The following is a 21,473-nucleotide window of genomic DNA, read 5'->3' as shown; positions in this document are numbered from 1 at the left end:
AAATGACTTAAAGTGTATACCTCAATATAGTTATCTCTTTTCATTTGCCACCATAACTTTTGCGTTTCCCGTTGGCAACAGTGGTCAATTAGCGCTTAAGTATAAAACTTAATGATTAAAAGTAGAGGCATTAATTAAAGCGTAAAAATACCATTATGGTTGCATTAATACCCATCAATGAAAATGAAAGTATAGTGATAAACAGATAGATATTTTACTTAATAGTGGTTAATGATAGATGCCTAGCCGTCACTACCCTAGATATTAACGCTGTCGCTAACTTAACTAATATTAGAAGCGTGATGTTCAATGATAATAAAAAGCAAAATTGTTGGTTGTTTATACTATTATTACTGTTAGATGCATTCCCTTTAACGCCAAAACTGTACTAAATCAATTTCCTATCAAGTTGTTTTAAAAATATATTTTTAACTGCTTAAGCTCAAGTATAGTATAAACATGCATATAAAATGCAAATTTAATGGAGTTAACATGTTTTGTGTGCAATGTGAGCAAACAATGTGCAGTCCAGCTGGCAATGGCTGTATTTATACTCGTGGTGTATGGACCCTGTACACGATTCTGTGTAAATGCCTTTTCTCAGTAGTGACCGTCCAGGCGGTCACCGAACTCGATAATAAAGCGGCTCATCGCCATACGCCAGTCTCTCAGCGGCATTGTCCATTTCTGTGACGCTGCCTGGATTGCCAGCCACACCACCTTTTTCACTGCGTCATCCGTCGGGAACACCTTACACTTTTTGATGGCATGCCGGATCACGCTGTTCAGCGACTCTATGGCATTCGTTGTGTAGATCACCTTGCGGATGTCTGCCGGGTAAGCGAAGAACGTCGCCAGGTTGGCCCAGTTTGTCTGCCAGCTCCGGCTTATCTGCGGGTAGCGGCTGTCCCATGCGCTGGCGAACGCTTCCAGCGCCTGCTGGCCTGCTTCTTCCGTGGAAGCCTGATAGATGGCTTTCAGGTCGCGTGTGACGGCTTTGTAGTCCTTCCAGGAGACGAACCGCAGGCTGTTACGCACCATATGCACGATGCACAGCTGAATGCGGGCTTCCGGATACACGGTGTTGATGGCGTCCGGAAAGCCTTTCAGACCGTCGACACAGGCGATGAGGATATCGTTCAGACCACGGTTTTTTAGTTCTGTCAGCACACTGAGCCAGAACTTCGCGCCCTCGTTTTCGGCCAGCCACATCCCAACAGTTCTTTCTGACCTTCGATGTTGATACCCAGGGCCAGAAACACGGATTTATTGATGACGCGACTGTCCTGCCGGACCTTCAGGACGATACAGTCAAGATAAACAATAGGATAGACTGCATCCAGTGGGCGATTTTGCCATTCGGTAACCTGCTCCATCACGGAATCGGTGACCTTCGAGACCAGCGCCGGTGAGACATCCGCGTCATACAGTTCTTTGAACGCAGCCGCTATCTCGCGGGTGGTCATCCCTTTGGCGTACAACGATAAAATCTGGTTATCCATTCCGGTGATCCGGGTCTGGTTTTTCTTCACCAGTTGCGGTTCGAAAGAACCGTCACGATCGCGCGGAGTGCGTAGTTCCAGAGGACCATCGCCGGTGGTAACGATCTTTGTGGAATAGCCGTTGCGGGAGTTGGCACCCGGTTTGGGCTGATTTTTATCGTAGCCCAGATGGTGGGACATTTCGGCGTTGAGAGCCGCCTCAACGCTGATTTTCTTCAGCAGACGATCGAACTGGCTGAGATCGTCAGGGGTTTTGAGATTTTTGGCCAATTTATTAGCCAGAGCCTGCAATTGTTTTTCGTCCATAAATTAACCTTCATTTGATGCTGGATTGAACATATCAAAATCAGGCAATTACACAAATTTATGTACAGGCTCTGGTGTATGTGGTAAAATATCTGATTTACAAGATCTATTGATCGCTGCGCTACAGGGTCTATCGGCATGGACAGTTAAAGCTTATCAAAATGGTATCATTGATCATCAAGTCAACCACTTTTCACCGCGCATCCTTTTTTCTACTTTAACTAATGTAAATTTTGACTCTTCGCGTATCATTGCCTATACACGTGAAAAACGTGAGGCACTGAAAATCCAATGCTTAGCTAAAGATCCAACGATTATTATAAATCATCCAATGGCCGAACTGCAGTTATTCAGTGACGATCCTAGCGAGTTACAGTATCAAGCAGCAGAGTACGCACTAAATAAAGATAAAGAGGTGATTGGTGAAAATATTCTTGGTTTACGTCTGCTTTGTCTGTACGGTTTGAAAGGTGCTGCGGCTTATATGGAGCATGCCAGAGTTCTCGGTCAATACAATAACGATATTTACTACCAATACCATAAAATTATGGCATGGTTAGGTAGCCTGCCATCTGATATGGATGCCTTATTTCAATGTGCAATGGAAATTGGTCAGATGAATTTTAAGGTAATGGGCATTTTAGATGCCGGTGCAACTGACACTTATGGCCACCCAATACCCACTCAAGTTAACGTAAAACCCATTGCAGGTAAATGTATTCTAGTTTCTGGCCATGATCTGAAAGATCTACACAACTTATTGCAACAGACTACAGGTACAGGTATTAATATTTTCACCCATGGTGAAATGTTACCAGCACACGGCTACCCAGCAATACATAAGTTCAAACATCTGGCCGGTAACTATGGAGGTGGCTGGCAGGATCAACAAATCGAGTTTGCCCAGTTCCCCGGCCCCATTATTATGACATCAAATTGTATTATCGATCCATTTGTTGGCAACTATTCCGATCGTATCTGGAGCCGCAGTATTGTTGGATGGCCAGAGATAAACCATTTGGAAGGTAACGATTTTAGCCCCGTGATTGCTATGGCACAGCAGATGGCAGGATTCCCATATAGTGAAATTGAACATAAGATTACAGTTGGTTTTGGTCGCCACACTCTGCTGGATGCAACAGATACACTAATTGAGTTAATCAACAGTAAAAAATTACGCCGTATCTTTCTAGTAGGTGGTTGTGATGGAGCGCGCGCTAATCGTAGCTATTTTACCAATTTTGCCACTCATGTGCCAAATGATTGTATAATTCTAACTTTAGCTTGTGGTAAATATCGTTTTAATAAATTGGATTTTGGTGAAATAGCAGGCTTACCACGCTTAATCGATGTTGGTCAATTTAATGACGCTTATGGTGCAATTATTCTTGCCACCAAGCTGGCGAAAAAATTATCGTGTAACGTGAATGATCTACCACTATCACTGGTTTTTTCCTGGTTTGAGCAAAAAGCGATTGCTATTTTACTCACCTTGCTGTCAATTGGCATAACTAACATCATAATTGGCCCAACGACACCCGCTTTCTTGACGCCAGATTTGCTCACTATCTTCGAGAAAAAATTTGGTTTAAGAAAAATCACTAATGTGGAGCAGGATATGTGGCAATTGCTGTCTGCATAAGAATAAAAGATATCAATAGATACAATTAATGCCAGGGAACGGCAGCGGGCCGCACCTTTGTTTAACGCTCGCGCCTTCAATACCTTACCAATGGCGGTAACTTTATTGTTTTCACTTACATTATTATTAATCTTTTAATAAATTTTTTTATTATAAATTTCACAATAAAATGTTTTTTATTAATAATATCTATTTTACACAAATAATTATTATTCAATAATATTCTATTTCGCCGGTTTAATTTTTTATTACAATCCCTCTAGTTAAATATAAATTTTTCTAAACACTAATTATAAATATTAAATTTAAGCTATCAATATATTTAATTCCCCAAATTAACCCAATAAATCGTTTAGTTAATACTTTCGGCAAAACAGATAAAAGATGCAAAAAGAAGATTGAATTTTATTTATTTTGTCACAAAAAAACTTACTATTGTTATTATTACCGTATTTTTTATATTTATTATAAAAAACAAAAATAATTGACTATGATGTTAGTCAAATTAAAATATAATTTTTTCCAACCAAAAAACTGGCAACATATTCCCAACAATTGCTTAAAGGTAACAATATTTTTGTTGCAATTATTTCTATTTCGTTTAATGTTCAAAAAATTATCAGCCGCCAAACTAGCTGATAATGAAAATAATACATAACACCTTATGTTAAAAAAACCAAAATTGATGAGCATAAATTATATGTTTAATTCTTCACCAAATAAAAAAATAACTTAGTAGCCTTTATCTGGTTGCTTGTCTTTTTTCTCTATTTTTCTACAGTTATTCAAATCATTGTTGTAACAACCGGTCAAAGTAATACCATTGGTCTAAGAGATTCCCTTTTATACAGCACTCTTTGGCTCATTCCTGCACTGTTTTTTTCTCGCCATATCAAATTGGTTGCCGCCATTATAGGCATTTTTCTCTGGCTATCTTCTGCCATCGCCTTGGCCTATTATATTGTTTATGGCCAACAGTTTTCACAAAGTCACGAGTTTCGCACAGGCGTATAAAATACTAGAAATGGCTTAAAATCGATGATTAATCTTCAAGTTACTAAAACACATGAATTTTATTAAATTACAATAAGTTGCTTTTGATTTATAAGATTCTGTCTATTTATATATTATGCTGGATTAAACTTAAAGATAGAGCGTTTATTTATTGGTGCGAAACTCGTGATTTAAATGCCAGGATGGCTTATGCTGCTCCTTGGCAATTTATTAGCGGTTATTTTCTTTATCAAAATCAGCTTACTAATATGGAAGCTATTTTAACCCACAATGCTAAAATCCCCCCTTTAAAAAATTTGATTGATAATAATGGCGCTACTCCAAGAACATTAGTGTTAGTCATTGGTGAATCGACAAGTCGAAACCGTATGAGTTTATATGGATATGGCCGCCAAACAACACCACAATTAAGCGCATTAAAAGCACAATACCCAAATAATTTCAAAGTATTCAACGATGTAGTTACCTCACGCCCTTACACTATCGAAGTGTTACAACAAGCATTAACTTTTGCCGATCAATTACACCCAGAACTTTATAAAACAGCTCCTTCGTTAATGAATATGATGAAGCAAGCGGGTTATAAAACTTTCTGGATCACCAATCAGCAAACCATAACTCAGCGTAATACGATGTTAACCGCATTTTCGCGCCAATATGACACATCAGTATTAGCACCATTCAATGAAGTCTTAAAAGATCCAGCAGAAAAGAAATTCATCATTGTCCATTTACTTGGCATCCATATGAAATATGCCTATCGTTACCCTAAAGATGAGGGAATATTTGATAATAAAACAGATACTATGCCCACCAATTTGGCTAAAAGTGATCAAGCCGATTATAACGACTATGATAGTGCACAACACTTCAACGATAAGGTAGTGGCATCACTAATCAGAGATTTTACTGCATCTAACGAAAACAGTTTTTTGGTCTATTTTTCTGATCATGGCGAAGAGGTTTTTGACACACCGCCACACCATATTTTAGGTCGTAATGAAGCAGCACCAACCCGTCCTATGTATGAGATCCCTTTTATTATCTGGCAATCAACCCAATGGATTAATACTCACCAACGCCATTTAGATACCATGGTAAATAGGCCCTATAGTATTATGCATTTGATTCACACTTGGTCAGATTTAGCCGGGCTTGATTATGATGGATTGGATGTAAGTAAAAGTGTCATTAACAAAGATTTTCAACCTTCTCCCCGTTATATTGGTGATCCTTATAACAAACAGCAACCACTAAAAACCTATGATCAACTAAAAAAATAGTCCTTTCATTTATTCCTCTCCCCGGGTTAATTCTTAGGGGAGAGTTACACCATTAATCATAAAATTTATAAATACAAATCATATCTGATAACCAGTTTTAAACTGGCCAGTTTTCAAACAATTCGTTAGTAACGTACTTTTGTTTAAGATATCAATTAATCAATAACTAAAAAGCTAAATTATTAGTTAAAAATGGTAAAAAAAGTCGAATAGCCACTATTACTAGAACATTTTATTAATTAAATAAACTAATAATATTAACTTGTTAAGTCACAAAATTTAAAATTATTCATTAAATTATATGGTTTGTTCACTTTAATACTGTTATGGTTATCATTCTACACTGTAGTATTGCAGACAAAATAAAAATACTAACGTGCCTAATAATAAATAACGTAAATCATTTTTGACATGAAATTTAACACTTAATTAAATAACAAATAATCAATATAAACATTCATTTAACTTGATACTAAACATGTATCTATACCAGGATATTGTATCAATTTCGATAAAAACAAATCGATATTATTTCTCATTTTAAATACATTTATTTAACACAATTAAAGGAAAGGATAACTTAGGTAATAACACTGAAATACTAATTCAGGGCTTGTTAAATAATATGAGATCTAATACCGGCCTGACTAAAACGGAATCATTATGAAATCGAAAAGTTTAACCACTTGGATTATTGTAGGCCTGATCGCCGGGATAATAGTTGGATTTGCATTAAATTCATTCACCAATCCAGAAATAACCGCCAGCTACGCCAAAAATATTTCGATCATTACAGATATTTTTTTGCGTTTGATTAAAATGATTATTGCACCATTAATTATTTCAACCTTGATCCTCGGGATCGCCAAAATGGGTGACGCCAAAACCTTAGGCCGAGTTTTCTCAAAAACATTGTTACTGTTCATGGTTGCTTCTTTCATTTCAATTACCATTGGCCTGGTTATTGTTAATATTCTTACACCAGGAGTAGGTATCAATTTCGTGGCAGAGACCAATTCAACGGTGACAAATATCGAACCAACCACCTTTTCTTTCCACAATTTTATTGCCCATGCTATACCTACTAGTATCATTGATGCGATGTCGCGTAATGAGATTTTACAGATTGTAATTTTCTCAATTTTTATGGGATGCAGCGTATCTGCCATAGGTAAAAAAGGTGAACCGATTATTAAAATTCTAGATTCACTGGTTTACGTAATGTTGAAGCTGACAAGCTATATTATGCTTTTTGCCCCTATTACTGTTTTTGCTGCTATCTCAGCCATGATTGCTGAACGCGGATTGAGTGTACTGATCAGTACTAGCATTTTTATGGGAGAATTTTACTTTACTCTAGCGTTACTCTGGGTGATCTTAATTGGGGTATCGGTGTTAATCGTTGGCCCATGCATTTTACGCTTAGTCAAAAACATCATGGAACCGGCTTTACTCGCTTTCACCACCTCAAGTTCTGAAGCGGCTTTTCCGGGTACTTTAGAAAAACTGGAACAGTTTGGTATTTCTAATAAGATTGCTAGCTTTGTTTTACCAATTGGTTACTCATTCAACCTTGTTGGTTCAATGGCTTATTGTTCATTTGCAGTTATCTTTATCGGTCAAGCATGTAATATCCATTTAAGTATGGGTGAACAAATCACTATGTTGTTGATTTTGATGCTGACATCTAAAGGTATGGCTGGTATACCACGGGCATCGTTGGTCGTTATTGCAGCGACACTAAGCCAATTTAATATTCCAGAAGCCGGCTTAATTTTATTAATGGGTATTGATACTTTCTTAGATATGGGACGTTCAGCAACGAATGTCATGAGTAATGCCATGGGATCGGCACTGGTTGGTCGCTGGGAAGGTGAACACTATGGCGACGGTTGCCGAGGCACACCGAAAGAAAAATCTGATAATCTTTTTACTGATAAAATTAGTTTGAAATCTTAATAATAGATAATATTCCAGCCAAATAGCACAACAAGACGCGCCTATAGGCGCGACTTATTTACTTAAGAAATGACATTAATTAAAAATTAATAATCATTAAGTTAATTAGAATAAATTCATTTTAATTTATTTTTATATACACAATTATGTACAAATTTATTTTTCACCCTTTACGTACTGTCTTCGCACTAATTCTCAGAACAAAACCACAATCTCACACAAAGCCACTTACCTGCAACCAACAACTAATAGTTAACAACCTCCTCCAACGCTGCTAATATGATGCCCCTGTGATGGGACTGAGTTGTTTAAAGGTGAATAATGATTAATAAAAACGAGCTTCAAATTACTAAATTGGTAACGAAAGTTATTAATCTGGCTGAGGAAGAATTAAAGTATTCAAACGATGCCTTCAATGTAGCTTATGGAGTAGACAAAAACTTTCTATTCGGTGCTGGAGTCTCTATCACTTCGATACTAGTGCATAACAAAGATATAGATTTTCATTTCCATATATTCACTGATTTTTTTGACGAAGAAAAGAAAATTTTATTCTCACAGTTAGCTAAACAATATGACACCAAAATAACTATATATCTTATTGAATGTGAAGAATTGAAAAAGCTACCAACAACCAAAAGCTGGTCATATGCTACTTATTTTAGGTTTATTATTGTAGATTATTTGTCCTCAAATATTAACAAATTGCTTTATCTAGACGCTGATATCTTTTGTAATGGAAATATAATTGAGTTAACTCAAATTACTATCAAAAATAATAAAATAGCCGCTTGCGTACAGGAAGGAGGGAAGGCTAAATTTACGTCAATAGATGCCAATAGTAAGGGTGAAAAATATTTTAACGCTGGATGTTTATTAATGAATATTCAGCAATGGCATGAAGAAAACATATCAAAACAGGCTATTAACTTGTTGTTAGAAAAAAAATATCCATTTCTTGATCAAGATGTACTTAATCTATTATTGATAGATAAAGTGATCTTCTTAAAAGAAAAATGGAATACAATTTATAGCTTAGATGACGAAATGAAGGGTAATATAAAAAGAAAAATTATAGAAAATTCTATATTAATACACTATATAGGTCATACAAAGCCTTGGCATAAATGGGCAAATCCAGCATTAACTCAACCATTCATCATAGCTAAAAATGCCTCTCCTTGGAAAAGTATTCCATTTAAAAATGCCGGAAATGCACATCTATCAAAATACAGTGTTAAGCACGCATTATATCAAAAAAGATATTTAACGGCATTTAATAACTATTTACACTACTTATGTAAAAAAATATGGTGAGAAAAATTAACTGCACTAAATACTTATCGAACTAAATAGGTTTCTTAGGCCATTCAATATCCGGTGGAGCCGATGTGTCTATACGATTAAGTAGCACGCGATATTTTTTCCATTCTTTAAGTCACGAGTTTCGCACCAATAAAAAAACGCGCTATTTTTAAGTTTAATTCAGCATGATATAATAAATAGACAAAACCTTATAAATTAAATACAAATTATTGTAATTTAATAAAATTTATGTGTTTTAGTAACTTGCAGATTAACCATTGCTTTTAAGCCATTTCTAGAACTTTATATGCCTGTGCGAAACTCGTGTAAGTTTCACTTTTTCCTCTTCAGTCGCCATATCTAAATCTACAGCATCCTGCAAAGGGGTAATTGCCATATTTGCGTTATTCATTAAGAATGATTTATTTTGTTCAGCCTGTTTAATTAATTCTTTTTTTGTTAATTGATAACGCTCAATTTCACCATTGGTATATACCCATTTTTCATCAATATTGAAACCATCTGGTAATTCTTCAATATCAACTATTGATAATTCATGAGGATAAATTGCTGAAACATCCTCAGAGATTGTCCTAATGATTCCATTTTGGTCGAAACCTATTTTATCACGAGTTTCGCACCAATAAAAAAACGCTCTATTTTTAAGTTTAATTCAGCATAATATATAAATAGAAAAAATCTCATAAATTAAAAATAACTTATTGTAATTTAAGTAAATTTATACGTCTTAGCAAGTTACAGATTAATTATTGTTCTGAAGCCATTTCTAGAATTTTATATGCCCGTGCGAAACTCCTGTTTATATTTCTTTGAAAAAGAGTTAAATGAATTGTAAAAATCAGTTCCATCTTCGGATATAAAATATTGAACCTTAATCCTATCGGGGATGCCCTCAGGTTCATACCGTTTAAAGTTATTTAATTGCACTATACATCTCCCGCTAATGTTTGCCATTGACCGTTAAATATTTGGAGTGGGCGATACCAATTATTAACACCATATGGCGTGCCAGCTTTATGGACAACCTGAGTTAACACACCCCCAGATGGACATTCCTTTGGTCCCCATTCGCTGGTGTCAGGTGATTGAAATCTAGCTCCTCTACGGATATTACTAATAAAATCAGAAGATAAGGCAAGTTCACCGGATTTTTGTGGAAATAAAACCGTTGTTTTTGTACCCGTATCATGCACCTGCGTTCTTTTTGAACTTCTGACATAGGCGAATTCAGAACCGCTAGAACCGTTTGTTCCGCCTAAGTTAAAGAGTGTATCACCTGTGGGCGATTCAACGTTAAGCCTACCTATTTTAAGGGGTTTCCCAGAATTCTTTTTGGCATAATTGTCGTCACAGGCTTTTTGGTGTCACCGATCATGCAAAACTGATCCACTAACGATCATCTAAAACTGATCCACTTGGTATTATTCGCACATTTTTGTACGGATAATTTATGTTAACCAAGGAGATATTTGTGGATATTCATGTTCGCTTTGCACAAGGACAAAGCCTTCGAAAAATTGCCCGTGAATTGGGCATATCCCGTAACACCGTAAAACATCATTTACAACAACAGACAATGCCAACTTATGCTAAAAGAAGTCAACAACCGACTAAATTAGCACCCTTTAAACCTTATTTGCTTCAGCGAATTGAACTGGCTAAACCTGATTGGATCCCTGCAACAGTCTTATTTGATGAAGTAGTTGAAAGCGGCTATCAAGGCGGTATTCCTCAATTACGCCGATTTGTTTGTCAATTTAAACCAAGCATTGTTCCCGAAGCTGTCGTCCGTTTTGAAACACAGCCAGGTCAACAAATGCAAACACGAGTTTCGCACAGGCATATAAAGTTCTAGAAATGGCTTAAAAGCAATGGTTAATCTGTAAGTTACTAAAACACATAAATTTTATTAAATTACAATAATTTGTATTTAATTTATAAGGTTTTGTCTATTTATATATCATGCTGAATTAAACTTAAAAATAGCGCGTTTTTTTATTGGTGCGAAACTCGTGGCAAATCGACTTCACCAGCATCCGGCGAGGTAAAAAATCACTAAAAGCGTTTGGTGCAACGCTAGGCTATTCGCGTGCGAGTTATGTAAAGTTCTTTGATAATGAACGAGCAGAATCCTGGCAACAAGGTTTACGAGAAGCTTTCGACTATTTTGGTGGTGTACCACAGGAAATATTGTGTGATAACGCAAAATCCCTCATCATCGAACGGGATGCTTATGCAGAAGGTGAACATAAATTACATGTCGAAATGCTTCAAATGTCGAAAGATTACGGGTTTAAATTGTGTGCTTGCAAGCCCTACAGGGCAAAAACTAAAGGGAAAGTAGAGCGCTTTAACCACTATTTAAAAAACAGCTTTATCGTACCATTAAATACCGACCTTCGTGCTCATAATCTTGAACTGGATATTGAGATAGCTAATGCAAGAGTGGGGCCCTGGTTACAACGCGTTGCCCATCAGCGGATTCATGGAACAACGTTAGAGAAGCCAGCAGATAGACTAGCTAAGGAAGTTAAGTATCTTCTACCCTTACCAGCAAGGGTTTGCCAATCTATCCCGCAGACTGATACGCTTAATATCCGTATCGTACCGCCCCTTGAATCTGTCAGTTTGCAACACTCAATCAGCGTATACGAAGCATTGCTGGGAGGTGAACATGTTATTGCATGAACAAATTGAACACCTGTGTGAGTCATTGAAATTAAATTCTATTCCGACTCATTGGTCATCACTTGCCGAACAATGCATTGCCCAAGACAAAAGCTACGGAGAGTTTTTACTGTCCCTATTAAAATGTGAGCAACAACAACGAGATGAACGAACCCGTAATCTTTTGAGTCGGATGGCAGGATTCCCAGCACATAAAGAACTTAATACGTTCGATTTTAAGTTTGCAACGGGGATCCCCAAACAACACATACAGGAATTAAGCGCATTAACGTTTATTGAACGTAATGAAAATGTCGTGTTGCTTGGCCCAAGCGGTGTAGGCAAAACGCATTTAGCTATTGGGTTAGGATTAAAAGCAGTACAGGCCAAGAAGAAAACCCGCTTTACCACGGCAGCTGAACTGATGTTGCAACTCTCAACTGCCAAACGACAAAATAAGCTCAAACAATATCTATCACGTTCGGTGATGGCCCCGAAATTGTTGATTATCGATGAGATTGGATACCTGCCGTTTGGGCGAGAAGAAGCAAACCTGTTTTTCAATGTGATTGCCAAGCGTTATGAGCATGGCAGTGTCATATTGACGAGTAACTTATCATTTGGGCAATGGCCAAATGCTTTTGCTGATGACGCAACATTAACTGCCGCTATGCTTGCTCGTTTACTTCATCATTCGAATGTACTGCAATTAAGCGGTGAAAGCTATCGATTGAAAGATAAGCGGCGCTCAGGAGCAATGACTGAGTAAAAGTGGATCAATTTTGATTGATCGGATTTAGCTAAAAAGTGGATCAGTTTTCGGTGATCGTTGACATTTTGGCTTATCACTTTATCAGTGGCATCACCTGTCGTTTGTAATACGCTTGCTTTATCCAGTTTCTTATTGATTTCATCTATACTCACCGTCTTCGCTAAGTCATAAGCAATTTTGACCGCTTTGGGGGTGGCAGCCAGCGTTTCATCATCGCTATTCGTGGCGCTACTGAGTTTCGTTATCCCTGCTACGGTCTTTGTTGCTACGGGTACCGTATTATTCACATTTTTCGATAAGGCACTGATGAGTCCGGCTTTCAGTTTATCGACGTTGCCGTCATCGAGTACATCACTGTTATTGGTTTCAGCGATGAATTGCGCCACCACATGCGCAATCATCGATGCCTGTCGCCAGACGGTATTGAGTTCTTGCGAACGTGCCACCCCCGCACTAAACCCATTGTTGCGCGCAGGGAGTTTCTGATACTCCTCCGCCGGCAATACGTTAGCGCCGTCTGCAATTGCAAACGGTAAAATCTCATTTTTTGCCATGATTATTCCTATAATTTTACTGACCAGCTACCGACGTCAAACCCGTCGATATAACGATTATTCACATCAAACCCAAAAATGCCGTTATCCCCTTCGGAACCGGTATAGGCGTTGAGTCTTACGCCTTCTGGCTTGATATTGAGATAACCCTGTTTGATAACTGCTTTTGTCACTTCCGGTATGACGCCACCGGTGAGATACACATCCATCGACATATCCTGATTGTCGATAAAAAAGATTTTTACCGTTTCATCAGGGATAACGCCCTGATAAATTTCTGAGAGCATCTCGCTTGTGCCGTCCCAGTGATTTGCGCGTATTTTTGCTCTCAATATAAAGCGGTAGGTTTCATCATCCAGTTCGGTAAAGCCACTATCGGCATCAAAGCGCCGTTTCCAGCTCCCCTGGTCAAAGCCCACTTTTTCCGTATCCAGTGAAAAATAGCCCCCCTTTATCGGCGTTTTGACAAAACGTGATAAGCCTATCCATTCACCGACCGCGTCAAGCTGTTTACCCGTTGCCGTATCGATACTGAAAAACGCATTAAGCTGTGAGGCTAAGGCTGAAATATCACTTACCGCGCGTGTCATCAGCGCGATATGTTGCGTAAACTTTTCCGCTTGACGATGTTGCGGGGTAATGTACTCGGTGTAATCTCTCATGAGGTCACCACCAGTTTGACGTTATTCTCACGACAACTGACGGCTTCATTAAACGCAACAAGTAAATTGGCTTCTTTGACCGTTTCTTCTGTCCGTCCGATTTTTATCGCGGTGATATCAAACGTTTTCCCTTCTTCATCAGCGGGCAGATTTGCTGGTGAATAAAGACGGGTCAGATACAGATTGTCGCCAATGAGTTGTTGGTTGATATAGTCTGCAACTTTACGTCGGATTTTATCACCGGTGAGCGTGGTAAAACCTAAAAAGGCGGTTAAGTCGATTTCAACGTGCACATCGACAGTTTTAGGACGGGAAAAGCGAATCGTAATTGGCATATCATAACGGTCTTTCACGGTCACGGCGGTATCACCAAACGTGCCTGCCCCTGGGGTTTTCTTTTGCGCGATTGCGTTGGCAATCGTGTTCACATCGCCACCATCGACTATCATGGCGATTGAATGCGGAGAAATACCGTTTTTATCCGTTTTACTGGTATCATTTTCAAAACCGCGCTGCCTGGTTACCCCTGATATTAGGCTAATCGCGCCCTGTATGCCTTCCAGTACCGTGCGTGACGGCAGTGATACGGATTTTCGTTGCCGCTCCCGTAACTGGTTATCCGTTTCAATCGGTCTGCCTTGTGTTGCGGGTTTGGGATTATTCACCGTCTGCCAGCCCCGCGTGGGCGTAGCTATCTCGGTAATTTCACCCGCTAATGCGGTGACGCTCCCCGTAACCAGACAAACCGCCGTCACCGTCGCTTCGCCGTGCGTATCGAGCGTAACCGTTTCCGGTAACCGCCAGATATTGCCGTTTTTATCGCGCACACGGCCATTTTTTATCACCGTACCCACCTGACCCGTTAATACCACATCCACATTGGAATACCCCGATGCATGCCGGAAAATGCCATTGATAGCCACATTATTTGATAGTGCAGCGCCTTTACTCGTATTAGGGCTAAAACTGTTGTAGGTAGCGATGAGCGCATTATTGGCATCGTGAATGGCGAGTGCGTAAATGGCTATCATCTGGCCGTCTTTGCTATCCGGCGTTAAATACGCATCCTGCCCATAAATTTCATGAAAAAAATCGGTTAATCGCATCAGTAGGGTCTGATAATCCGGCGCACTGATGCCGTCGTCAGTCACTTTCGCTGACAACGCTAATGTATCAAGATTTAACATTATGCCTCGCGGATAAAGAGAGTTTCGTCGTATTGGGTTTGTACTTTTGCGGTGATGGTCAGTTTTCGTGTGGTTGAATTTTGATTGACATTGAAATCGGTTAACGTGGTTACGCCCTGCGTATCCAATATGCGCTGTTTGATAGTCATACCGTAAGCCTCCAAATAAGGCTTAACTAATACCGATTGCAACCAGGGCATCCCTTCTTCGCTGTCTAAAAACCATTGTCCCTGCCAGAGGGACAAACGGGTTTTAATCGCCAGGGCGACGGCATCAGGGCTGTTGGTTAAAAACGTGTTATCGCCTTGCCCAAAGCTGTAATCGCCCCCATTTGTTTCTCGTCGATAACGCATCAATAGAACCCTTTTACTGTTGCTTTTTATTTTTCTCAACTACCTTGATGTCTTCCAACTTGAGAGAAGGCTCATCATTAAGAATTAATAAAAAAATCACGCCCAGGAGTCGCCATGCGGTTTTTAGTTTGTGCAAATAAGAACCGCCAAAAAAAATGTTAACACTTTCTTTCATTTAATTTACCTCACCTGAACTCTCCCCACCGGCTTTGAGGCCTTTGTGGGGATGCGTGTCATCAATCCGTTTGCCATTAGATGTCAATGCGCCCAAAAATTCAATCGCACCGGTAATTTTTACGGCCACACCTGAGGCCGTTGAACCGACCATGCCGCCCAACCAACTGAGTAATCCTTTAATGGTCACCCTCTCCGAAAAAATAGCATCTGGGGTGACGATCTCAAGCCCGTTTGGGGCAACAATTTTCATTTTTTGCGTTGTCGGGTTTACTTCAAAATAGGTTGCGCCATCATCACTTCTTAACTGCATGGCACTCTCATTGATGTTGCTTATCTTTTGCGCCTGCGATTGTGGACCGATAAAAGCGAATGCATCCGATAAATCATGCTGTCTTGGGTCAATGGCTTCTTGTATCCCACCATTTTGCCACCAAAAATCAATGCATCTATCCGCAAAGACCACCAGACACTCATCACCGCTTTTGATGGGGAAGGTCATTGTGACACCGCCACCGCGCGGGAATATTACCGGTACATCAACTAGCAGGGGCAAATTCACCGACTGCCCCTGTCCTTGGCTATCGGTCAAGGCTCCCTTAATCGCTGGCTGTACAACACAAGTGACTTTATTGGCATCGAATGACTGAATAATGCCTGGCATTGCGACGCGCAGTTGTGATGAAATCGTATGGCGAAATACCTGTAGTAATTGCTGCGGGTCACCGATACGCTCTGATACGGAAATAGTCATTATCCCACCTTTTTAATATCGATTCGGTCATTTGACCCTTTGGCAATGCACACCAAGTCCATATACCACGGCTTGCCGCGCGTATCACCGGTATACGTGATGTTTTTCACAATATAATCCCCATCGGTGGAAAGACTGGCCGGTTGTGAAACAGCGCCTTGGGTTGCCGTAAGCCGCCGTCATCGTTTTCACTTAACTTGCTGTATCCTAAGGCAATATCACTATTTGGCAACATCGTGCGATAGATTAACGTCTGGTCAAGACGGATAAGCCCATTGATTTGAATGTTTGGGTTAATCAAACACCGCACATTCACCCCCGCCTCAATCGTTTGTTGCGGCAAGCCAATCAAGCCGGTGGCGCTATTAAGCACTATTACCTCTTGAACGTACTTATTTTCTGGCACCATCACAAGCTGCCCGTTAATGTATTGCCATGAGGCAAGGCATTGCCCAGCCAGATTATCTGCTGCGTCTCGCACCATACCAAAATAGACTTTCCCCCGAGGAAAACGGGTGTTATCAAATTCAGGCGTTACGCCTTTGACAATTCCGTAAGGGGCAACACCTGTTAGTAACGTATTGTGTTGCTCTGCCTGTGTATGCCCTGCGCTTAACGTGGTATTAAGCGTCGCATAGTCATATGCCTCGTGCGAATCAATCGCCTGAACAATCACAAACGTATCGGTGGGATTGTCTCTACCTGAAATCGTATAGCGAATTTTTCCGGTGAATATCAGACCGATATTGTCTTGATAGCCCGCCATCAACTGGATATTGACAAATTCCTTCGCTTGAATTTTGCTGACGGTTTCTTTTTTTAAATTCCAAACTTTAAAAATAGCGACGCGCGGGAAAGTTGTGTCAGCCCACGTAATATTAAAGGTGGCGCGAAAATCCGATAGCTCAATGCCTTCACCCTTTTCATCGGAGACAATCAGTGAGCATTTTCGTATCCAGTTTTTTGACATGGCGATAGATTCACTTATTTATCTGCTAGCGCATTAATAATATGGGCGTATTTATTTTGCGTTAACTGCAATGCTTTCTCAAAAGAGATAAAAGCATCTTGACGCTCAATAACTTTACTCGCTTGAGATTTTTTAGGCAGAGCATCTGAAACAGTGGAATGCTCTCTTAAGCTTTGTGCTATCTGACGAAAATAGGGCTTATTTTGAACAAAATCTCCATAAGTGACTATTAGCGATAAAAACTGAAAGTCAGCAATTTCTTCTTTTGTCATTTTTAGCCTCAATCGGTTATCCAGTATAATTTTACGGTTGCGCCCAACGTATCCGCGTTGATGTCGCTTTCTTCATCCGATAGTAAGACAAGTTTCCCTTCACGGATAATGTGACTATATTGAGCCAGTAGATTTTCACCCACGATCAGCGGAATACCTTGTATCACCGGTTGATTATCAACCGTGAGCATATCCAGCACCCAGCCAGCGCTATCACGCCAGATAAGGCGAAATTGCCAGACGGTATCAGATAACTTAATCGTAAATTGCTGGTTGGTGGGGGTAAGCGGTATTTCGTTAATTTCCATTAAAAAATGCGGCTCCTCGCTGTAATAGGCTGCGATTATCTACGGGTTTTGGCGTTTTCATACCGGTATTACTCACGCCACTCGTTGCATTCCCTTCCCGCATATTTTTTGCATCGGTAGATTTAATATTAAGCGTTTGGGTTTGGGTGATATTCAGCTCCCGTAAGGTTAATATCGCCATCAACACGGTTTCCGTGTGTTTATCGGTGGTCACTTCGATTGCCCGAATGAGCATATGCTGGTATTTGCGCTTACCTGTTATCACATCAAACGGTTGACGGCTGGCTTGAAGCGCTAAAATTTGCTGGTAAATTTCCGGTGCGCTTAACCCTACGCTAATACCCAATTTTGATGTGTCCCAAAAATCCAGCAGCGATCCCCCACTTGAAAAACCCACCTCCATCGTGACTTCCGCCGGACGTTTGTAAGCGTGATCGGCTATTTCCGCGCCGAGTTCAACCGGATGCTCGGTGATTTCAAGGGTGTCGTGATGTTTTTCTGAGATACACGAGTTTCGCACCAATAAAAAAACGCGCTATTTTTAAGTTTAATTCAGCATGATATATAAATAGACAAAACCTTATAAATTAAATACAAATTATTGTAATTTAATAAAATTTATGTGTTTTAGTAACTTACAGATTAACCATTGCTTTTAAGCCATTTCTAGAACTTTATATGCCTGTGCGAAACTCGTGAGATAATGACATCCGGCACCAGTAAACCAATTTTGCGCGAACGTTGAGAAAAAAGCGTAGAAAGCATATCCATCAGTAGGCTCGCTGGGTTAATTGTCCAATCAGTCTGGCGTTAATGCCCGTTTGTTTATCGGCAATCGCATTGGCAGTGGCGTATGGGTCCGGTGCACCTTCAACATTAATCGTGATATTCTGGTCAATGTTATTTCCCATACCCGCATTCGCGGCTTGATAGAGCATTGCCTGGCTATACGGCTGGCAACCATTTTCGTGCTCAACGATGCCAGACATGAGCGATGTCATGACCGCCGGATTAGATAGATTCAATACCGTGTCAGGGGAAACCCCTAATTTACCGGATATTTTATCAATATAGGCACGAGTATTATTTTCACTGGCGGGAGCCCAGGTGCTAATAATTTTTTCAACGGTATTTAAGCCTCTTTCAGCGTAGCGATTAAGCTGTGAAGAAAGGGCTTGTAAGCCCTCAAATGCGGTATTGAATTTGGCGAATCTTCCGTTAGGTGATTCACGTACTGCACCGCGTTGCCCAACAAAATTCAGATTACCCGGATTGTTGTTACGAATACCCCTTGGCATGTCGCCGGTAGGCACATCAGCGATATTATCTCGGATATTGCTGCCTTGATTTTTGGTTGCCCAGCTATTATCAAAACCTAGATAATCCAAACCGTTACCAATCGCGCGTTTCACCTGTCGGGTGTTGTAATCCCATGACGCGCTTGCGCTATCGCTGATATTATCTTTATCTGAAATTAGATACCCCGCATAGAGACCCCATAATTTTAGCCAAGGCGGGATAGGTAATTTGACAATTTTGCCAAAAGCACCTAACACCTTGCTCACCCATGCACCAGCGATAAAAATAGCCAATAGCTCAAGCGCATTTTGCCAACCGCCTACCAGGTCAACCAATCCTGTTAATTTTTCACCTAACCACTTAAATGCCGCTTTCGCGTGGTTTATTTCACCTTCCCACTTAGACCAGTTGATAAAGGATTTACCCCCTTCTTTCCAGGTCTGGTAGTCTTCCCAAAGTAACAGTAAAGCAGCAATAAGACCGGTGATAATCCCGATGGGCGAGGCAAAGAATGCGCGATTGAGCACCCAGATAGCCGTTGCCAATCCGCTAAAGGTCGTGATGAGTTTTTTAGATTTTTCGTCTAAATTACGCCACCAATCAAAAACCTGTCCTATCACCTGACTCATTCGCCAGATAATGCGACTGACTATTTCACCAACTTGAATGATACCTTTGATTATACTCGTTAACGCCCACTCGATTTTCGGAAAATTATCCAGCATCCTTTTGCGCAAGTTGTCTATCTCGCTGCTCAGTCCCCCCGCCAGATTAGACCCGATTTTATCACGCAAAACACCAAATAACCCCGTCAATCCTTTCATCGAGGTCATAAACTGGTTTGACTGTTTGGCAGCAACGTCTGCGTTAAATCCTGTTTGCTTGAGCATCCGCTGGTAATCCGCAGAAAAGGCATTAATGCCTCTACGCATTGCCATCAAGGTATTTTCATCAATACCGAGTAGCTGAGCATATTGATTCGCGCGGTAATAGGGCATGGAGGCCAGTTTATTCCCCACACGAGTAAAAATAGCGCTCATATCCTGCAAATTGCCATTGGCATCACGGGTCTGCACCCCAAGGCGATTTAAAAACCCCTCAGCACCCGGAGTGTTTCTCAAAAATCCTGCCAGATTTTCAAGTGAACCGCTTGCCGCTTCTGCGCTACTGCCGGTAAGGCTGGCGGCATACCCTAATGCTTTTATGCCGTTAACACTGGCACCCGTGCGTTGCGATGCCCAGTACATCTTATCCAGTCCTGCCGCAATTTGCGTGGTAAATCCCACGACGGCCAGCGCTGCCCCCTCAACAGTCGCCCCCAGCTTGATAACATTGGCACTCACCCCCGTAACAACGGACTGAAATTTTCGCATGCCACTGTCATCAACCTTAAAACCGAGGCTGATGAGAAAATCTCGCAACGTTTCAGCATTAGTCATGGCGATTTCTCCAACGCGCAATTCGCGCTTCGTTATCCTGTTCGATGTCTATCCACTCATTCATTTCGGCTAAATCTGCCAAATCAATTGAGCCATCTTTTAATTTGTCGAATTTAATGTAGCCATACTTAACAGGAAGGCGTAAGAAGTCCTTACCATCCGGCAGTGAATCCAGGGTTAATCCTGTGAGGGGAGGCTGGCTGTCTCGTCGTCTTGGGGTGCGTGAAAAAAATTACCGAGGGAGTCTCCAATCACCTGCGCTACAATCTCAAGCAGGGTTTTTAAGTTAATATCATCAAACATCAATTCACCCTGGCGAAAAATCGGCGTCCATGCCTTGGCATTTTTTCGTGAAACGACCGATAAACAAGGGTGCAAAATCGCGTTACAGTCTTCATCGCTCATTTGGGCAATAGAATTTGCCATAACGGGTAACACCGCTGCCATTGGCATTTCCCCTTGTTGTAACTTTTGCCATTCACCCGTTAAACCGGATAACACCGGCAATAACTTTCGCGTCACCTTAAGCTGGTCAAACACATTGAGTTTTTGACTTCGATATTCATGACCGTTAATTTCAATTTCCACTAGAATTCTCCTAATAAGGCATCGATCTTAATGCAGTCAAAAACCCAAGCGAGCACATTCGCCTCTTTTGCATTTTGTAAATCCGGTATTTTTTGAAACGCACAACTGCGCGCGGTAATGATATCGCCAGATACCGGATTACGGATCACAATCACGTTATTACCCCAAAGGGTAGATGACACGCTTTGCGCGTTATAGGCGATCATCAGTTTTTTGTTAACCGGTGAGGCTTTAATCAGACTGACCGTAACGGTGCCGGATTTTCCGCCATGTCGGGTATGCATCCCTTCACCATCAGCACCAATAGTCATGGTGTTTTTGGCTTCGGTCATTGTCACCACTATTCCTTCTTCCGAGTTCGCCGAGCCAGCACCCAAATCTATCACACCTGTGGGGCCGGTTAGCGTGGCGGAAACATCAACAAAACTATAAGCGGCCATTT

At 40.5% G+C, this 21,473-nt stretch carries 21 protein-coding genes and 4 pseudogenes; 7 read left to right on the top strand and 18 right to left on the bottom strand.

Translation table 11 applies throughout. The features are described 5' to 3' along the window. Nucleotides 1–600 precede the first annotated feature (600 nt). Nucleotides 601–1,808, bottom strand: a pseudogene (locus tag V3224_RS10915) (IS256 family transposase). 25 nt (nucleotides 1,809–1,833) lie between these two features. On the opposite strand from V3224_RS10915, the gene hcp reads away from it, so the two are divergent. From hcp to V3224_RS10895, 4 genes and pseudogenes are all read left to right on the top strand, one after another. Continuing rightward, complete coding sequence (gene hcp, locus V3224_RS10910; protein WP_334470478.1) at nucleotides 1,834–3,450, top strand: hydroxylamine reductase; 1,617 nt, start codon at nucleotides 1,834–1,836, stop codon at nucleotides 3,448–3,450. Nucleotides 3,451–4,194: 744 nt separating this feature from the next. Next, nucleotides 4,195–5,747, top strand: a pseudogene (gene cptA, locus V3224_RS10905) (phosphoethanolamine transferase CptA). Nucleotides 5,748–6,410: 663 nt separating this feature from the next. After that, entirely contained in the window at nucleotides 6,411–7,706 is a 1,296-nt protein-coding gene (locus V3224_RS10900) for a dicarboxylate/amino acid:cation symporter (RefSeq protein WP_334470477.1), read from the top strand. A gap of 321 nt (nucleotides 7,707–8,027) precedes the next feature. Continuing rightward, complete coding sequence (locus tag V3224_RS10895) at nucleotides 8,028–9,023, top strand: glycosyltransferase (protein WP_334470475.1); 996 nt, start codon at nucleotides 8,028–8,030, stop codon at nucleotides 9,021–9,023. A gap of 31 nt (nucleotides 9,024–9,054) precedes the next feature. Here V3224_RS10895 and V3224_RS10890 read toward each other — a convergent pair. The 3 genes and pseudogenes from V3224_RS10890 to V3224_RS10880 all read right to left on the bottom strand — a co-directional run. Then, nucleotides 9,055–9,144 (bottom strand): annotated as a pseudogene (locus V3224_RS10890) (tail fiber assembly protein); the annotation flags it as partial. 162 nt (nucleotides 9,145–9,306) lie between these two features. Next, a complete protein-coding gene (locus V3224_RS10885; protein ID WP_334470881.1) occupies nucleotides 9,307–9,579 on the bottom strand; it encodes a tail fiber assembly protein in 273 nt (90 codons plus the stop codon). A 379-nt stretch (nucleotides 9,580–9,958) separates the two neighbouring features. After that, a complete protein-coding gene (locus tag V3224_RS10880) occupies nucleotides 9,959–10,225 on the bottom strand; it encodes a hypothetical protein (protein WP_334470473.1) in 267 nt (88 codons plus the stop codon). Nucleotides 10,226–10,482: 257 nt separating this feature from the next. Between V3224_RS10880 and V3224_RS10875 the strand changes: the two genes are divergently transcribed. The 3 genes from V3224_RS10875 (at nucleotide 10,483) to istB (ending at nucleotide 12,468) form a co-directional block, all read left to right on the top strand. Then, nucleotides 10,483–10,887 (top strand): helix-turn-helix domain-containing protein, encoded by a 405-nt coding sequence (locus V3224_RS10875; protein ID WP_334470471.1) that lies wholly within the window; start codon nucleotides 10,483–10,485, stop codon nucleotides 10,885–10,887. 146 nt (nucleotides 10,888–11,033) lie between these two features. Then, complete coding sequence (gene istA, locus V3224_RS10870) at nucleotides 11,034–11,720, top strand: IS21 family transposase (protein WP_334470470.1); 687 nt, start codon at nucleotides 11,034–11,036, stop codon at nucleotides 11,718–11,720. Continuing rightward, the gene (gene istB, locus V3224_RS10865) at nucleotides 11,707–12,468 is read left to right on the top strand and encodes an IS21-like element helper ATPase IstB (RefSeq protein WP_334470469.1); all 762 of its coding nucleotides are present in this window, start codon (nucleotides 11,707–11,709) and stop codon (nucleotides 12,466–12,468) included. The genes istA and istB overlap by 14 nt, the downstream gene beginning before the upstream one ends. Here the strand turns inward: istB and V3224_RS10860 are convergent. From V3224_RS10860 to V3224_RS10795, 14 genes and pseudogenes are all read right to left on the bottom strand, one after another. Continuing rightward, nucleotides 12,423–13,025 carry a phage tail protein gene (locus tag V3224_RS10860; RefSeq protein WP_334470467.1) on the bottom strand — a complete coding sequence of 201 codons (603 nt, stop codon included), beginning with the start codon at nucleotides 13,023–13,025 and terminating at the stop codon, nucleotides 12,423–12,425. The two genes, istB and V3224_RS10860, sit on opposite strands and share 46 nt — an antisense overlap. Before the next feature lie 8 nt (nucleotides 13,026–13,033). Beyond that, complete coding sequence (locus V3224_RS10855; RefSeq protein WP_334470465.1) at nucleotides 13,034–13,687, bottom strand: DUF2612 domain-containing protein; 654 nt, start codon at nucleotides 13,685–13,687, stop codon at nucleotides 13,034–13,036. Next, complete coding sequence (locus tag V3224_RS10850) at nucleotides 13,684–14,874, bottom strand: baseplate J/gp47 family protein (RefSeq protein ID WP_334470463.1); 1,191 nt, start codon at nucleotides 14,872–14,874, stop codon at nucleotides 13,684–13,686. The genes V3224_RS10855 and V3224_RS10850 overlap by 4 nt, the downstream gene beginning before the upstream one ends. Then, a complete protein-coding gene (locus V3224_RS10845) occupies nucleotides 14,874–15,227 on the bottom strand; it encodes a hypothetical protein (protein WP_334470462.1) in 354 nt (117 codons plus the stop codon). Before V3224_RS10845 ends, V3224_RS10850 begins: the two co-directional genes overlap by 1 nt. A 13-nt stretch (nucleotides 15,228–15,240) precedes the next feature. Then, entirely contained in the window at nucleotides 15,241–15,402 is a 162-nt protein-coding gene (locus tag V3224_RS10840; RefSeq protein WP_334470111.1) for a hypothetical protein, read from the bottom strand. Next, nucleotides 15,403–16,155, bottom strand: coding sequence for a Gp138 family membrane-puncturing spike protein (locus V3224_RS10835; protein WP_334470461.1), 753 nt, complete (start codon nucleotides 16,153–16,155; stop codon nucleotides 15,403–15,405). After that, nucleotides 16,155–17,125: pseudogene (locus V3224_RS10830) on the bottom strand (phage protein). The gene V3224_RS10835 and the pseudogene V3224_RS10830 overlap by 1 nt, the downstream one beginning before the upstream one ends. 14 nt (nucleotides 17,126–17,139) lie before the next feature. Further along, nucleotides 17,140–17,397 carry a hypothetical protein gene (locus V3224_RS10825; protein WP_334470460.1) on the bottom strand — a complete coding sequence of 86 codons (258 nt, stop codon included), beginning with the start codon at nucleotides 17,395–17,397 and terminating at the stop codon, nucleotides 17,140–17,142. A gap of 8 nt (nucleotides 17,398–17,405) precedes the next feature. Beyond that, the gene (locus tag V3224_RS10820; protein ID WP_334470459.1) at nucleotides 17,406–17,705 is read right to left on the bottom strand and encodes a phage baseplate plug family protein; all 300 of its coding nucleotides are present in this window, start codon (nucleotides 17,703–17,705) and stop codon (nucleotides 17,406–17,408) included. After that, nucleotides 17,695–18,225: a phage baseplate protein gene (locus V3224_RS10815; RefSeq protein ID WP_334470457.1), complete on the bottom strand. Its 531-nt coding sequence runs from the start codon at nucleotides 18,223–18,225 to the stop codon at nucleotides 17,695–17,697. The genes V3224_RS10820 and V3224_RS10815 overlap by 11 nt, the downstream gene beginning before the upstream one ends. A gap of 250 nt (nucleotides 18,226–18,475) precedes the next feature. Beyond that, complete coding sequence (locus tag V3224_RS10810) at nucleotides 18,476–20,443, bottom strand: lytic transglycosylase catalytic (protein ID WP_334470456.1); 1,968 nt, start codon at nucleotides 20,441–20,443, stop codon at nucleotides 18,476–18,478. Beyond that, nucleotides 20,436–20,525 (bottom strand): DUF6889 family protein, encoded by a 90-nt coding sequence (locus V3224_RS29915; RefSeq protein ID WP_442890219.1) that lies wholly within the window; start codon nucleotides 20,523–20,525, stop codon nucleotides 20,436–20,438. Before V3224_RS29915 ends, V3224_RS10810 begins: the two co-directional genes overlap by 8 nt. A 95-nt stretch (nucleotides 20,526–20,620) precedes the next feature. Continuing rightward, nucleotides 20,621–21,031 carry a phage tail assembly chaperone gene (locus V3224_RS10800; RefSeq protein ID WP_334470455.1) on the bottom strand — a complete coding sequence of 137 codons (411 nt, stop codon included), beginning with the start codon at nucleotides 21,029–21,031 and terminating at the stop codon, nucleotides 20,621–20,623. Beyond that, nucleotides 21,031–21,471: a phage structural protein gene (locus V3224_RS10795; RefSeq protein ID WP_334470454.1), complete on the bottom strand. Its 441-nt coding sequence runs from the start codon at nucleotides 21,469–21,471 to the stop codon at nucleotides 21,031–21,033. The genes V3224_RS10800 and V3224_RS10795 overlap by 1 nt, the downstream gene beginning before the upstream one ends. Nucleotides 21,472–21,473 lie beyond the last annotated feature (2 nt).

The sequence above is a fragment of the Arsenophonus sp. PmNCSU2021_1 genome (assembly GCF_036919435.1).
Lineage (GTDB): Bacteria > Pseudomonadota > Gammaproteobacteria > Enterobacterales > Enterobacteriaceae > Arsenophonus > Arsenophonus nilaparvatae.
This window is presented reverse-complemented; position numbering and strand designations above follow the sequence as displayed.

Bases quoted from the DNA above. Each gene is read 5' to 3' on its own strand.
- V3224_RS10900 (WP_334470477.1), top strand. From the start codon at position 6,411: ATGAAATCGAAAAGTTTAACCACTTGGATTATTGTAGGCCTGATCGCC.
- V3224_RS10895 (WP_334470475.1), top strand. From the start codon at position 8,028: ATGATTAATAAAAACGAGCTTCAAATTACTAAATTGGTAACGAAAGTT.
- V3224_RS10875 (WP_334470471.1), top strand. From the start codon at position 10,483: ATGTTAACCAAGGAGATATTTGTGGATATTCATGTTCGCTTTGCACAA.
- istB (WP_334470469.1), top strand. From the start codon at position 11,707: ATGTTATTGCATGAACAAATTGAACACCTGTGTGAGTCATTGAAATTA.
- V3224_RS10860 (WP_334470467.1), bottom strand. From the start codon at position 13,025: ATGGCAAAAAATGAGATTTTACCGTTTGCAATTGCAGACGGCGCTAAC.
- V3224_RS10855 (WP_334470465.1), bottom strand. From the start codon at position 13,687: ATGAGAGATTACACCGAGTACATTACCCCGCAACATCGTCAAGCGGAA.
- V3224_RS10850 (WP_334470463.1), bottom strand. From the start codon at position 14,874: ATGTTAAATCTTGATACATTAGCGTTGTCAGCGAAAGTGACTGACGAC.
- V3224_RS10845 (WP_334470462.1), bottom strand. From the start codon at position 15,227: ATGCGTTATCGACGAGAAACAAATGGGGGCGATTACAGCTTTGGGCAA.
- V3224_RS10840 (WP_334470111.1), bottom strand. From the start codon at position 15,402: ATGAAAGAAAGTGTTAACATTTTTTTTGGCGGTTCTTATTTGCACAAA.
- V3224_RS10835 (WP_334470461.1), bottom strand. From the start codon at position 16,155: ATGACTATTTCCGTATCAGAGCGTATCGGTGACCCGCAGCAATTACTA.
- V3224_RS10825 (WP_334470460.1), bottom strand. From the start codon at position 17,397: ATGACAAAAGAAGAAATTGCTGACTTTCAGTTTTTATCGCTAATAGTC.
- V3224_RS10820 (WP_334470459.1), bottom strand. From the start codon at position 17,705: ATGGAAATTAACGAAATACCGCTTACCCCCACCAACCAGCAATTTACG.
- V3224_RS10810 (WP_334470456.1), bottom strand. From the start codon at position 20,443: ATGACTAATGCTGAAACGTTGCGAGATTTTCTCATCAGCCTCGGTTTT.
- V3224_RS10795 (WP_334470454.1), bottom strand. From the start codon at position 21,471: ATGGCCGCTTATAGTTTTGTTGATGTTTCCGCCACGCTAACCGGCCCC.